The 13,346-nt window shown below is 54.4% G+C and carries 12 protein-coding genes; 9 read left to right on the top strand and 3 right to left on the bottom strand.

What is annotated here, in order from left to right; all coding sequences use genetic code 11:
- Positions 1-11 precede the first annotated feature (11 nt).
- The 4 genes from E6C51_RS16445 to E6C51_RS16430 all read left to right on the top strand — a co-directional run bounded on the left by E6C51_RS16445 (position 12) and on the right by E6C51_RS16430 (position 4,258).
- Positions 12-896 carry a carbohydrate ABC transporter permease gene (locus E6C51_RS16445; protein WP_146936326.1) on the top strand — a complete coding sequence of 295 codons (885 nt, stop codon included), beginning with the start codon at positions 12-14 and terminating at the stop codon, positions 894-896.
- Positions 893-1,753: a carbohydrate ABC transporter permease gene (locus tag E6C51_RS16440; RefSeq protein WP_146936324.1), complete on the top strand. Its 861-nt coding sequence runs from the start codon at positions 893-895 to the stop codon at positions 1,751-1,753. The genes E6C51_RS16445 and E6C51_RS16440 overlap by 4 nt, the downstream gene beginning before the upstream one ends.
- A 50-nt stretch (positions 1,754-1,803) precedes the next feature.
- A complete protein-coding gene (locus tag E6C51_RS16435; RefSeq protein ID WP_146936322.1) occupies positions 1,804-3,027 on the top strand; it encodes an ABC transporter substrate-binding protein in 1,224 nt (407 codons plus the stop codon).
- A gap of 100 nt (positions 3,028-3,127) precedes the next feature.
- The gene (locus tag E6C51_RS16430) at positions 3,128-4,258 is read left to right on the top strand and encodes an ABC transporter ATP-binding protein (protein ID WP_190236776.1); all 1,131 of its coding nucleotides are present in this window, start codon (positions 3,128-3,130) and stop codon (positions 4,256-4,258) included.
- A 224-nt stretch (positions 4,259-4,482) separates the two neighbouring features.
- Here the strand turns inward: E6C51_RS16430 and E6C51_RS16425 are convergent, their stop codons facing one another.
- The 3 genes from E6C51_RS16425 to E6C51_RS16415 form a co-directional block, all read right to left on the bottom strand.
- A complete protein-coding gene (locus E6C51_RS16425) occupies positions 4,483-5,571 on the bottom strand; it encodes a D-TA family PLP-dependent enzyme (protein ID WP_190236775.1) in 1,089 nt (362 codons plus the stop codon).
- A gap of 11 nt (positions 5,572-5,582) precedes the next feature.
- Positions 5,583-7,064 (bottom strand): M81 family metallopeptidase, encoded by a 1,482-nt coding sequence (locus E6C51_RS16420; RefSeq protein ID WP_190236774.1) that lies wholly within the window; start codon positions 7,062-7,064, stop codon positions 5,583-5,585.
- A 134-nt stretch (positions 7,065-7,198) separates the two neighbouring features.
- Positions 7,199-7,690, bottom strand: a complete 492-nt coding sequence (locus E6C51_RS16415; protein ID WP_190236773.1) for a hypothetical protein — start codon at positions 7,688-7,690, stop codon at positions 7,199-7,201.
- A gap of 114 nt (positions 7,691-7,804) precedes the next feature.
- On the opposite strand from E6C51_RS16415, the gene E6C51_RS16410 reads away from it, so the two are divergent.
- The 5 genes from E6C51_RS16410 to E6C51_RS16390 all read left to right on the top strand — a co-directional run bounded on the left by E6C51_RS16410 (position 7,805) and on the right by E6C51_RS16390 (position 13,346).
- Positions 7,805-8,191 (top strand): RidA family protein, encoded by a 387-nt coding sequence (locus E6C51_RS16410; RefSeq protein ID WP_190236772.1) that lies wholly within the window; start codon positions 7,805-7,807, stop codon positions 8,189-8,191.
- Between the two features lie 118 nt (positions 8,192-8,309).
- Positions 8,310-9,173, top strand: coding sequence for a MurR/RpiR family transcriptional regulator (locus tag E6C51_RS16405; protein ID WP_190236771.1), 864 nt, complete (start codon positions 8,310-8,312; stop codon positions 9,171-9,173).
- A 1-nt stretch (position 9,174) separates the two neighbouring features.
- Positions 9,175-9,951 carry an SDR family oxidoreductase gene (locus E6C51_RS16400; RefSeq protein ID WP_190236770.1) on the top strand — a complete coding sequence of 259 codons (777 nt, stop codon included), beginning with the start codon at positions 9,175-9,177 and terminating at the stop codon, positions 9,949-9,951.
- A gap of 20 nt (positions 9,952-9,971) precedes the next feature.
- Complete coding sequence (locus tag E6C51_RS16395; RefSeq protein WP_190236769.1) at positions 9,972-11,891, top strand: beta-N-acetylhexosaminidase; 1,920 nt, start codon at positions 9,972-9,974, stop codon at positions 11,889-11,891.
- 12 nt (positions 11,892-11,903) lie between these two features.
- On the top strand, positions 11,904-13,346 hold the full coding sequence (locus E6C51_RS16390) for a M81 family metallopeptidase (protein WP_190236768.1): 1,443 nt from the start codon (positions 11,904-11,906) through the stop codon (positions 13,344-13,346).

The raw sequence follows: 13,346 nt of genomic DNA, 5'->3' as shown, positions 1-13,346 counted from the left end.
GGGCCAATCTGATGGAAGCCCGCCGAAGTGCTGTTATTTTTGCCTGGTGCCTGTTGCTGCCAGCCGCAATCTATATCGCAGTGATTGTTGCCTATCCGCTGATCGACACGTTTATTTTGTCCTTCACCGATGCGTCCTTGAAACGGGTGACCAATTGGGTGGGTTGGGTCAATTATGATAAGATCTTCAATCATACCTTTGCGGACGTTATCATCCGCACCTTTGTGTGGACGTTCTTTTCCGTTCTGATCAAGATGATCATCGGAACATTTGGCGCGACCTTGCTGAACACCGCGGTGCCCGGGCGCACATTGTTTCGCATCCTCACCATGCCGCCATGGATTGTGCCAATGGCGATTGGCATCTTCATGTGGGGGTGGATGTATAATGGCCAGTTCGGCATGATCTCGGGCATGTTGCAACGTTTCGGGCTGGTGGATGGTCCTGTGGCCTTTTTGGCTTACGGCTCGACAGCGTTTTGGGCGACGATTTTCACGGATGTGTGGATTGGTGTGCCCATGGTGACGCTTTACATGCTGGCCGCCATGCAGGCCATTCCCTCTGATCTGCATGAAGCCGCATGGACCGACGGAGCAGGGCGCTTCTATCGTTTCCGACGCATCACGCTGCCGCTTCTGGTGCCATCGATGATCACCATGTCGATGTTGTCGCTGATCTCGACCTTCAATTCCTTCGATATCATCTGGATTTTGACCCAGGGCGGCCCGAGCGGCTCAACCACAACCATGATTATCGACACCTATAAGACGGCGATTGGCTCTTACAAATATGGCGAAGGGGCGGCGCGTGCTGTGCTGATCTGCATTTTCCTGTCCATCTTCAGCTATTGCTATTTCCGCGTCACCAGCCGCCTTTCTCAGGAGCCTGCCCGATGAGCGTTGACAGACATGCGATGATCAATCGCTATAAATGGTACGAAATCATCGGGATTTACTGCGGTATTGCCGTGTTTCTGACCTTTGTGCTGGCACCTTTTGTGGAAGGGTTTCTGGTATCGCTCAAGCCGATCAGCCAGCTCTTTTCCTCTCCCTATCGGTTTTGGCCCGAAAATGGCTCGTTTGAAGCCTATTACACCATGTGGGACCATGTTCCGGGCTTTGCCCGCTACATTTTCAACTCGTTTTTCATCTCAACGATCGCGACCGCCGTGGTTTTGTGCCTCGTGGTGCCCGCAGCCTACGCCTTTGCCCGTTTTGAGTTTAAAGGCAGAGGTGTGTTGCTGGGTGCTTTTCTTGCGGTCAACATGTTCTCTGGTGCGGTGCTGCTGATCCCGCTGTTTCGGCTGATGCGGTCCATGGGGTTGTTGAATACCTATTTCGCCATGATTGTTCCGGGTGTTGCTTTTCTGATCCCCTCGGCCATCTGGCTTTTGCGCACCTATATGATGCGGATTCCGCGCGAGTTGGAAGAAGCCGCCTATGTAGATGGCGCTGGCTACTTCTACACCTTCCGCCGGGTGGTTTTGCCGCTGGCCATGCCGGGTATTGCGGTGGTTGGCATCACCACCTTTATCGGTGCCTATGCGCAGCAGTTCATCTTTGCACTGACCTTCAATTCAAAAACAGAATTCATGCCGCTACCGATTGGACTGTTCGCCTATTTCGGCCGCCAGGAGGTGATCTGGAATGAACTTATGGCTGCGAGCTTTGTCGGCATTACGCCTGCAATGATCGTGATTTTCTTCCTGCAACGCTACCTCGTCAGCGGTTTGACCGCAGGGGCTGTGAAATAACGGCAAGGATGGCCTGACAACTTTAACTGTCAACAAAGGGGAACCATAGAATGAAAAAATCTCTCACATTGATTGTCGGCACGCTTGCGCTGCTGGCGGGTTCAGCGCTTTCCAGCTTTGCGGCGGATAAGCAAATCAGCTGGATCTATTGCGGCGACAAAATCGACCCAGTGCATGAAAAATACATCAAGCAATGGGAAGAGAAAAACGCAGGCTGGAAGATTGCGCCGGAAGTGGTTGGCTGGGCGCAGTGCCAGGATAAGGCAACAACTTTGGCTGCCGCCGGCACCCCCGTTGCCATGGCCTATGTTGGTTCGCGCACGCTGAAGGAATTTGCGCAGAACGATCTGATCGTGCCTGTGCCGATGACAGAAGAGGAACAGAAGAGCTATTACCCCCATATCGTCGACACCGTGACATTCGATGGCACACAATGGGGCGTTCCTATCGCCTTCTCCACCAAGGCTTTGTATTGGAACAAGGATCTGTTCAAAAAGGCTGGTCTCGACCCCGAAACACCACCAAAGACATGGGCTGAAGAAATTGCCTTTGCCAAGCAGATCAAGGAAAAGACAGGTATTGCTGGCTACGGTCTTCCTGCCAAGACCTTTGACAACACCATGCATCAGTTCATGCACTGGGTTTACACCAACAATGGTCAGGTGATCGACAAGGACGGCAAGATCACCATGGACAGCCCGCAGGTGCTTGCAGCCCTTCAGGCCTACAAGGATATCACGCCTTATTCTGTCGAAGGGGCTACCGCTTATGAGCAGAATGAAATTCGCGCCATCTTCCTCGATGGCAAGGCTGGCATGATCCAAAACAGCACCGGTGCTGCCTATCGCTTGCTCAAGACCGATATTCACTGGGGCGTCACCACGCTGCCGCTTGGCCCGGAAGCCAAGGGTCCGGGCACGTTGCTGATCACCGACAGCCTCGTGGTGTTCAAAGGCTCTGGTGTCGAAGACAAGGCCAAGGAATTTGCCAAATTCATCACCTCGCCTGGCCCTCAGGAAGAGTATGAGTTGACGACTGATTCTGGCCTGACACCGCTGCGCCCATCGCCACGTGTTGACCAGCTCGTGAAGGACAAGCCTTACTGGAAGCCATTCATTGACGGCATCGCTTATGGTGGTCCAGAGCCGCTGTTTACCGATTACAAAGGCTTCCAGAACGCCATGATCGAAATGGTGCAATCGGTGGTCACCGGCAAAGCTGAACCGGCAGCGGCTTTGAAAAAGGCAACGGCTGCCATTGAGCAGTACAAATAACCAGCAGAGAACCGGCTGCGACTTACAACAGTTGCAGCCGGTCCTTTCTTGTAATGAAGTTGGTCACGTGCTGTGACCGTTTGACTGGAGACGCCAAGCCGTGGGTCAGCTTTACCTCAACAAAATCGTTAAATCCTATGGTCATTTTGACGTCATCAAAGGCGTGTCGCTGGACATCAAAGACGGCGAGTTCATGGTGTTTGTCGGCCCATCGGGGTGCGGAAAATCCACACTTTTGCGCATGATTGCCGGTCTGGACGATACAACGGACGGCGACATTGTGATTGATGGTAAAAGAGTGAATGCGCTGCCGCCTGTTGAGCGCGGCATTGCCATGGTGTTTCAGTCCTATGCTCTTTATCCGCATATGTCGGTGTTTGAGAATATTGCCTTTCCGCTGCGGGTGGAAAAAATGCCAGAGGCGCAAATCCGTGAAAAGGTCGATGCCGTTGCCAAGGTTTTGCAGCTTGACCAGCGCCTGCAGCAGCGTCCGGGGCAGCTTTCCGGTGGTCAGCGCCAGCGCGTGGCTATTGGCCGCGCCATTGTGCGTGAGCCGAAGATTTTCCTGTTTGATGAGCCGCTTTCCAATCTTGATGCCGCCCTGCGCGCCGATATGCGCATTGAGCTCACCCGCCTTCATCGCCAGTTGAAAACCACGATGATCTATGTCACCCACGACCAGATTGAAGCCATGACGATGGCAGATCGGATTGTGGTGTTGCATGGTGGTGATATTGCCCAAGTGGGTGCGCCGCTGGAGCTCTATCACAAGCCGCAAAATCTCTTTGTTGCGGGCTTTATCGGCAATCCGACCATGAATTTTGTGCCGGTTGTCTGCAAAGGCATCAGCGCTGAGGGCGTAACGGTTGCCTATCAGGACCAAACCGCCACCCTGCCGGTCACCGGCCGTTCCGAGCTTGTTGGTCAGTCTCTCACGCTCGGTATTCGCCCCGAACATCTAAGCCTTGGCAAGGGTGATCTGACGGTGACCGTTGCGCCTAACGCCATTGAACGGCTGGGCATCAGCACCATTGCCTATTGCACATTGCCAAGCGGCGAAGCCTATTGCGCGGTCTTGCCGGGGTCGGCACCTGTGCATGTTGAGCAAGCGGTTGCCACCGGCATTCGTGCGGCCGATTGCCATTTGTTTGATGGCAACGGCAATGCACTGGAGCGGCATATTGATTGGCAGGCCGAAACCATGCCGGAAGCATTGAAAGCCGCTGTTTAAGGGGCCTTCAGACTGTTGACGAAGCTTTCCAATCTCTCGACGTCATGCTCGGCCATGTGCCGAGCATCTAACCACGTCAGTTTTAATCAATAATGTCAATAATTTATCCGGCGACAGCAGATCCTTGGGACGAGCCCGAGGATGACGAAACGTCGAGTGAGGGGTTTGTCATCAACCTAAAGGCCGCTGTTTAAGCGGCCTTCATAATGTCGTAAGACTGATCATTACCAGACCAGCCCACGTGCAGCCACCGTTTCCACCCGCATTACCACGCCATTGCGGTGGAAGGTGATAAAATCAAACAGGTTGGAAACCACGCAGGTGTGATTGGGAATAATGCGGATTTTGTCACCGATCTCAGGCCTCTTGCCATTGACCTTGCTCAGATCAACCGTGCCATGTTCTTCCGACAGGCTGGTGATGCTGGCCTCTGGATAATCGATGAGGTGGCCGTAATCGCTCATGCCCAAAAGGTCAGAGGTCAGCGCTTTTGAGCCTGCATCAATGATGGCGCGGTCAGGCGTTGGTCTGGACACCACGGTTGCCAGAATGTGCATGGCGCAATTATCTAATGTTCCATGACCCGCACGCGCCATGGCACGATCGCTGTAAACATAGGTTCCAGCCCGGTGTTCTGTGGCTGATGGCACAAGATGGGCCGAGAACAGGCTTGGCGTACCGCCATTTGACACGATAGGGCAGGCGATGCCGCGCGCGTTAAGCTCTTCTATGGTTTTCGAGAAAAAAGCCTCAACCACAGGCTCGGAATGCGCCTTGGGATAGGTCAGCAATCCGCCAAAATTCAAGCTCGGGCTGTCATGGATCAACTGCGCCAAGAAAATAGCGTCTTGCGGCGTTTGAACACCACAGCGTCCGCCGCCCGTATCGCATTCTACCAGCACGGTCAGGGGCTTTTTCCCGGCAAAATACTCCGCTAATCCATCAGCCGTGGCCACGCTGTCTGCCACCACCTTGAGATCCGCAATTTTTTCGTTCAAAGCAGAGAGCCGTTCGAGCTTTTCCTTGCCGAGAATATTGAAGGTAATCAGGATATCCTGAAATCCGGCGTCTGCAAAAACTTCGGCCTCGGTGATTTTCTGACAATTGATGCCTTTTGCGCCCGCCTGAACCTGCTGTTGTGCAATGGCCGGGATTTTGTGGGTTTTGATATGGGGGCGAAAGGCAAGATTGTGTGCATCCATATAGGATTGCACGCGGGCGATATTGGCCTGCAACCTGTCTTCATCAATCACCGGCAATGGCGTTGAGAGCGTGAAAATGGATTGGCCGGGCTCTGGGCGGGGAAATGTCATATCAAATTGTCTCAATGCGGTGCGGAGCCGTGCGGATTGGCCATCATTGGCCATATATCGCGCCGCACGTTGCGGTAGGGGTTTGTTGCTGGATTATTGGGGTAGGGTGTTCCGGCTGAACAGTAAAGAATGTCGGCGGCGATTTTTGAAAAGGCGGCATAGAAATGGTTGGTGGATTTCACCACCAGAATATCTTTGGCCAAAGGATCGACCCCAAGGGCGGTAAAGAGAGACGGATCGTAGCTTTGCACCCGCACAGAGCTGAGGATAATATCAATACCGTCCAGATGAATATGAGCGGCATCGCCAAAGGGTGCCACGCTTGCACCAAACTTCATTTCGGCATTGGCAACCAGTTTTACAATTTTGACCAGACCGTCAATGGGATTTCCTGTTCCGGGGGCCGATTTTGCACCAAAACGCAAATGGATTTCTGCTCCTTCGCCCGCCGCCATACAGATTTGCACGGCAATAGGATCCCAAATCATCCCAACGGCGACATTCTTCGCACCTCTGGCCATGAGTTCGGCCAGAACGACCGTGGCGTCGCCTGCCGTGCCACCGCCCGGATTATCCCAAATGTCGGCGATGACGACGGGGCCTTTGGTTCCGGCATTGGTCTTCGCAAGCGCTTGGTTAACCGCCTGCTTTTCGTCAATTTGTGGCACCATGAACGTGCCGCGCTTAGAAAATAGCTCAAGGCCAAGCGTGCGGGCAAGGTTTGCTCCTTTGCTGGCATTACCATTGGTGATAGCGATGATTTTTGTGCCCATTTCTGGCACGTCGCCAGCCATGAAACCGTGGATCACCGACAAGGACAGCACATCGGCATCAGATGCTTCAATGGCCATCAATTGATCGACAAAGGAGCGCATCGGCTCCTTTGAGGTTGGGAAAACGTCGATCATCCGACAGTCAAACACCGACATAACCGGGGTAACGCGACCCTCCAGCGTATCAACGGCGATGGTCCACAGATCTTTAGCCCGATCAACAAAATCCGTATGGGGAAATTCTTTGAAAGCCACAAAGAAATCTGCCGCATGGCAGCGCTTCTCGGTGAGATGGCTATGGGGGTCCAACTCGGCGCAAAGCAGGATATCAGGACCAATGATCTCCCGAATGCGGCTTAAGAAGTCGCCTTCCGGATCGATGTAGCCGTCCGCAACCATGGCACCGTGCAGGCCAATCACCACAGCATCGACCGGCATTGCGGCGCGCAATTGATCAAGAATTTCATCCCGTAAGCCTTCATAAGCCCGCTTATTGACCAGCCCGGCGGGGTCGGCCCAGGCGGCGGTGCCCTCAATCAAGGTCCAGCCCTGTCTGGCACAGACCTCGCGCCCCACCGTGATGGGCGCGGTGCAAAGGGTTGGCGTCGCTGGATGCATGCCGGGAGGGGCGTAGAGCGATTCCTCAAAGGCGCGACGGTCAACACAAATGGGAGAAAATGTGTTGGTTTCTGTGGCAAGGGCGGCGGTGAAAATGCGCACGTGATCTAACCTTTGTCGCAAAGACGTTGAAAGAGCATCGCGCTGATCATGTCAGAGAGGATGATGCTCTTATATTTGGTTTTGCACCGGACTGACCCGAAAATCTGTTCTCACTTTTCGGCCGATGCTTAAGCTTAAAGCTTGCCCATCGGGTTTGGCAGATAGCCGGTAAAGCCGGAAATTTTCCATCGCCCGTCCTGAAGCCTGCAATAATAGAGCGTTTGCCATTGCATTACATCGAGCGTGCCGTCTGGCTTCTTGATGCCACCGTCAAATTTCTTGCGCACCAAGGCCGTGTTGCCTTCAATTTCGATGGACTCTAGCGTGGTCGTGGTGAAAATCGCCGTGCGTGCATCTTCTGCGAATGTCTGCTGGGCAAAATCCCTGGCTTGGCGCAACCATTCGTCACGATAGGATGGCAGGTCGGGAAAGCTCAGGCGCCAATTGTCCGGATTCGAATCCTTTTGGCCGTTCACGCCGATGAAGCCTTCTGCAATGAAATCATCCTCGACCATTGACCAGTCTGCGGCGAGAAAGGCATCGATATCGCGCAAAACGAGCATATCCCAGATGGAAGAGCGCGCTGCGTCTGAGGCTGGAAAGGGATTTTTGAACGGATCGCGCATCAGTGCCGCCTTTTTTCTAAAATAATTTCATAGACAGTGAAATTCTCTGGCAAAAATCCGATTAATATGATGGATTGTCAATCGTTGACGAAAATAATTTACAAGAGGGTTTGCATGACCATTAAACGTTACGGCGCAGAAAAAGCGGGCGCTGGTGGGCAGACACTGCCGTTTGCGCGGGCGGTCGAAGCTGATGGCTGGCTCTATGTCTCCGGGCAGGTTGCCATGGAGAATGGCGAGATCATCAACGGCGGCATTGTCGAGCAAACTCATAAGACCATCGCCAACGTGCTGGAGATTTTGCACGAGGCAGGTTACGGCGTGGAACATGTGGTGCGCTGCGGCGTGTGGCTGGATGACCCGCGTGATTTCTGGACCTTCAACAAGATCTATCAGGGCTATTTTGGTGAGCATCCTCCGGCGCGCGCCTGCGTGCAGGCATCGATGATGGTGGATTGCAAGGTCGAGATTGATTGTGTGGCCTATAAGCCCAAGACGTAGAGTTTGTCAGGGAAAAGTGGAGCCCGGTTTTCCCGAAAAGACAAACGAAAACAAAGGAGTCTAAAGTCTGTCAGGTTCAATTTGAATCTGACAGACTTTAGGCTGCCGCGAGGAATTTATGGATATTTTTGCAACCATTCAGGAGGAGCGCGCGCAACTGTCGCCGTCGGAGCAGCGCATTGCGGATATTCTCGTGAGTGATCTTGAGTTTGCAGTGCGCGCTTCGATCGTGGAATTGGCGGACAAAGCGCGGGTTTCGGCACCCACCGTGACGCGGTTTTGCCGTCGTTTGGGCTGCCAGAATTTTGCGGATTTCAAAATGCATCTGGCCAAGACAGCCTATGTGGGTGTTCGCTATCTGAATCCGGAAGCGAAAAGCACTGAAGCAAGCGATGTCGCCGAGGATGTGATTACCAAGGCGCAAAACGCACTATACTTGATGCACCGTGCACTTGATGCCGATGTGCTGGAAAAGGCGGCGGACCGGCTGTCGCGGGCAGAGATGATCTATGCTTTCGGCTCTGGGGGCAATTCCTCGATGATTGCCATGGAGTTGCAAAACCGACTGTTTCGCCTCGGCTCGCGCGTCACCGCCTGCAATGACCATAATCTGCAATTGATGATGACATCGGCGGCGCGCAGCAATGATGTGCTGATCGGCTCGTCCTTTTCGGGCAAAAATCTGGAACTGGTGCGCTGTTTTGAGCTGGCCCGTGAAAACGGCATTTCCACAATTGCGCTCACCCAGAGCGACAGCCCGGTGGCTAAGGCAGCCGAGGTGGTGGTCGGCATAGACCTGCCTGAGGGTGATAATATTTTTCGGCCAACCTCGACACGGTTTGCCTATCTGGCGGTGATCGATGTGCTGGCAAGCCTGGTTGCTTATCGCAACCGCAAGCTCTCCACCGTAACTTTGCGCCATATAAAACAACAGCTTGTAGAACACCGCGATGGCGACGACCGTCAGGTGATGGGAGATTGATGTGGTAAAGTCTATCGCGGTTGTCACCGGAGCAGCGGGTGATATCGGCTTGGCAATTGCCCGACGGCTGAAAGACAGCCATGAGTGCGTGGCACTGATTGATGTGGATGACGCCGCCCTGCAAAAGGCCGTGACGTCGCTTGGCTCCTCTGATCGCTTCATTCCCGTTGTGTGCGATGTGACGGATGCAGGCAGCGTGGCTGAAATGGCCCGCACGGTGGATGCGATGGGGTTGGTCCAGACACTTGTCAACAATGCGGGAGCCGCGCGCGCCGTTTGCCTGCATGATACTGATCAGGCAATCTGGCAGGCAGACAGTGCCTTGAACCTCGAAGCACCGTTTATGATCTTTCGCGCCTTGGAAGAGGCGTTGAAGACCTCCAAGGGGTCTGTGGTCAATATTGCGTCGGTTAATGGCATGGCCGTGTTTGGCCATCCGGCCTATAGCGCGGCAAAGGCGGGCCTTATTCATCTGACCAAGCTGATTGCAGTGGAATATGGCAAATTTGGCATCCGGGCCAATGCGGTCGCCCCCGGCACCGTGCGCACACAGGCATGGGAAGCGCGTGCAAAGGCAAACCCGCAGGTCTTTGAAGAGGTGAAGCGCTGGTATGCGTTGCAGCGCATCGCCACTGCTGAAGACGTTGCAAACGCCGTGTTCTTTCTTGCAAGTGATCAGGCCCGCGCCATCACCGGCACATGCCTGACCGTTGATTGCGGGCTGACAGCCGGACAGACTGAGCTGGCCCGCACTTTCTCCCAATCTGATCATTACTGATTGAAGGCAGGATTTATCCCATGACTGAAGCTGTTTTTCGTCTTGAAAATGTCTGGCACCCGGTTGATGGCGATCCGGCGGGAGGGTTTATCTTCTCACTGATCAATTTGACCGATCAGCCACTGCGCGATTTTAAGCTTGCCTACACGACATTGACACGGGTGAAGAATAACCCCTTGGTGGATAACGCCGTTTTCATCAAGCGCAATGCCAATTTCCACCAATTCGCCCCGCCTTCGGGCTTTGTCTTGCAGCCGGGTGGTGTGTGGCGTTTTACCGTTCAAGGCCTTTGGCGGTCTGCCAAGCACCGCACCGATGGCGCAAAATCGGCCTACATCACTCTGGCTGACGGCCAGCATGTGGCTGTCGCTGTCGATGATCTGATGCTGGAAGGCAGGCACAGCGAGGCAGCGCCCGCTTCTTTGCCAAAGGGCGAGGCAAAACAGCCGTTTTCCCTGCTGCCCTGGCCTGAAACCGCGACGTTAAAGGCGGGCGATACTGTTCCTGTCGCAATTTTCCCCGCTGATGGCAGCGATCTTGCTGATCTCAAGGCCATGCAGAGTGTCAATCTGCTGTACCGCCGTTTGTTTTCGGTGGCGCATGTTCCGTTTTCGCATGTCGCCGTGCAGCAAGGCATGGCGCTTGCCTTGATTGCGGATGAGAGCCTGACAGCTGAAGCCTATTCGCTGCATTTTGACGACCATATCGCTTTGCACTTTGGTGGTGCCGCTGGTCGGCATTATGGCCTGACGGCTTTGGCGCAATTGCTGCATGGGGCGCGGCAGGATCCGGCGCAATTTCGCTTCCCGGCATCGGGCGTAATCAAAGATGCGCCGCGTTATAATTGGCGCGGCTGCCATCTGGATGTTTCGCGCCAGTTTTTTCCAACGCAAGATGTGACCCGCCTGCTGGATATTATGGCATGGCTGCGGCTCAATGTGTTTCATTGGCATTTGTCCGACGACGAGGCGTGGCGGCTGGAAATCAAAGCCTATCCGCAACTGACCTCGGTTGGCGTGTTGCGCGGGCCGGATGAGCCGATGTTGCCGCAGCTTGGCAATTGCGCGGAGCCGGTTGGTGGATTTTACGGTCAGGACGATGTGAAGGCCATTGTGGCGCACGCAGCCGCGCTGCACATTGAGGTTCTGCCGGAAATTGACATTCCCGGCCATAGCACGGCAATCCTCACCGCTTTGCCGGAACTGGTGGACGGGCAGGAGGCACCCGAGAGCTATCATTCGGTGCAGGGGTTCCCCAACAACGCCCTCAACCCCGCCATTGATCAGACCTATGAATTTCTAGGTCAGGTGTTTGATGAAATGGTGGCGCTGTTTCCATCCAAACTCATCCATGTTGGCGGTGACGAAGTGGCCAACAACACATGGATGGCGTCGCCGCTTGCGAAGGCCCTGATGGAAAAAGAAGGTCTGGATGGCACCTTTGGCCTGCAAAGCTATTTTATGAAGCGCATTCAAAAAATGCTGGCAGACCGCAATCGACAATTGGCGGGGTGGGATGAAGTGTCCCATGGCGGTGGTGTTGAGGCCGACGGCACCTTGCTGATGGCCTGGCAAAAGCCTGAGGTGGGTGTGGCTTTGGCCGAGCAAGGCTATGATGTTGTGATGACACCCGGACAGGCCTATTATCTCGACATGGTGCAGGATGAAGCATGGCAGGAGCCGGGCGCAAGCTGGGCGGGCACCGTGCCGCCCAAGCATACCTATCACTATGAGGCTGTGGGCGAGTTTCCTGATGCTTTGAAGGCAAAAATGCGGGGGGTACAGGCCTGTATCTGGACCGAAAACTTCCTCAATCGGGATTATTTCAACCATCTTGTCTTTCCGCGTCTCGCCGCGGTTGCTGAGGCTGCATGGACGCCGAAAGACCAGAAAGACTGGTTGCGGTTTCTGGCCATCGCGCCTCTTGTTCCCAAGCTTTAAGGATTTGCTCCGATGACATTTCGCATCGCTATTGGCGGTATTCACACAGAATGCAGCACGTCTTCACCCGTTTTGATGCGCGAGCATGACTTTCGCGTTTTGCGGGGCAGTGACCTGCTGGCGGCAGACTATTTCAGCTTCATCAATGAAAGCGAGATCCAAGCCTTGCCCTTGTTGCATGCGCGGGCGGTTCCAGGAGGTCCGGTGTCGCGCGAGACTTACGAGGCTTTCAAGGCGGAGTTTCTGAAGCGTCTGGCAGCCGCGCTGCCGCTGGATGGTCTCTACCTCGCCATGCACGGTGCCATGAATGTCGAAGGCATGGATGACGCTGAAGGCGACTGGATTTCTGCTGCTCGACATGTCGTTGGTGCCGATTGCCCGATAGCTGCCAGCTATGATCTGCATGGCAATGTCACGCAGAAAATCATCGATCAACTGGATATTTTTGCAGGCTATCGCACTGCGCCTCATATAGATGTGCGTGAAACCATGGTGCGGGCGTGGTCCATGCTGTTGCGCGCCTTGACCAGTGGCGAAATTCCCGGTGTGGTCTGGGCACCTGTGCCGGTTTTGCTGCCGGGAGAGCGAACCTCCACCGAAGATGAACCGGCAAAGAGCCTCTATGCCCATTTGCCGAGGCACGATCTGCGCGATGGCATATGGGATTGCAATTTGATGGTGGGCTATGTGTGGGCCGATGAGCCGCGCGCAACGGCCTGTGCTGTGGTGACAGGCACCAACAAAGACGAAGCGGCAAAGGTGGCGCAAGAGATTGCTCAATCCTATTGGCAGGCTCGCTCGGATTTTGAATTCGGCCCCGTGACCGGGAACCTGAACGACATGCTGGATATTGCCGAAAAAGCCGAGACTCGACCAGTGATCTTGGCCGATTCTGGCGATAACCCCACCGGCGGCGGTGTGGGCGACAGAGTCGATGTATTGAGCGCATTGATTGCCCGCAAGTTCGACGATGTGGTCGTTGGCGGCATTACCGACAAGCCAGCAGTTGATTGCTGCTTTTCAGCCGGTGAAGGCAAGATGGTGGAGTTGAAAATTGGCGGATCTCTGGATCCGGCAAGTCCTTGTGTGACCGTGCAGGCCCAGGTGGTGCGATTGGATGCTGGTCATGTTGAAAGCGATCGGCAGGCTGTGGTCAAAATTGGCGGCATTACTGTCATTCTGGCCTCTAAGCGGAGGCCCTATCACAATATCGCAGATTTTACCCGTCACGGCATTGATCCAAAAAAGGTCCGCTTGCTGGTGGTGAAATCGGGCTATCTCTCGCCTGAGCTTCAGCCGATCTCCAATCCAAATTTGATGGCGCTCACGGATGGCGTGATCAATCAGGATATTGAAGCCCTGCCGAGCAAGCGCCGCGTGCAGCCGATCTTTCCGTTCAAAAAAGACTTTGAGTATCAGCCTGTCACCAAATTTTCAGCACGGTGGACAGATTAA

The organism is Gillisella terrae (genome assembly GCF_004801395.1).
GTDB classification, from domain to species: Bacteria; Pseudomonadota; Alphaproteobacteria; order Rhizobiales; family Rhizobiaceae; genus Allorhizobium; species Allorhizobium terrae.
This window is presented reverse-complemented; position numbering and strand designations above follow the sequence as displayed.

Coding starts and splice junctions, on each gene's coding strand:
- E6C51_RS16445 (WP_146936326.1), top strand. CDS start 12: ATGGAAGCCCGCCGAAGTGCTGTTATTTTTGCCTGGTGCCTGTTGCTG.
- E6C51_RS16440 (WP_146936324.1), top strand. CDS start 893: ATGAGCGTTGACAGACATGCGATGATCAATCGCTATAAATGGTACGAA.
- E6C51_RS16435 (WP_146936322.1), top strand. CDS start 1,804: ATGAAAAAATCTCTCACATTGATTGTCGGCACGCTTGCGCTGCTGGCG.
- E6C51_RS16425 (WP_190236775.1), bottom strand. CDS start 5,571: ATGACATTTCCCCGCCCAGAGCCCGGCCAATCCATTTTCACGCTCTCA.
- E6C51_RS16415 (WP_190236773.1), bottom strand. CDS start 7,690: ATGCGCGATCCGTTCAAAAATCCCTTTCCAGCCTCAGACGCAGCGCGC.
- E6C51_RS16410 (WP_190236772.1), top strand. CDS start 7,805: ATGACCATTAAACGTTACGGCGCAGAAAAAGCGGGCGCTGGTGGGCAG.
- E6C51_RS16405 (WP_190236771.1), top strand. CDS start 8,310: ATGGATATTTTTGCAACCATTCAGGAGGAGCGCGCGCAACTGTCGCCG.
- E6C51_RS16395 (WP_190236769.1), top strand. CDS start 9,972: ATGACTGAAGCTGTTTTTCGTCTTGAAAATGTCTGGCACCCGGTTGAT.
- E6C51_RS16390 (WP_190236768.1), top strand. CDS start 11,904: ATGACATTTCGCATCGCTATTGGCGGTATTCACACAGAATGCAGCACG.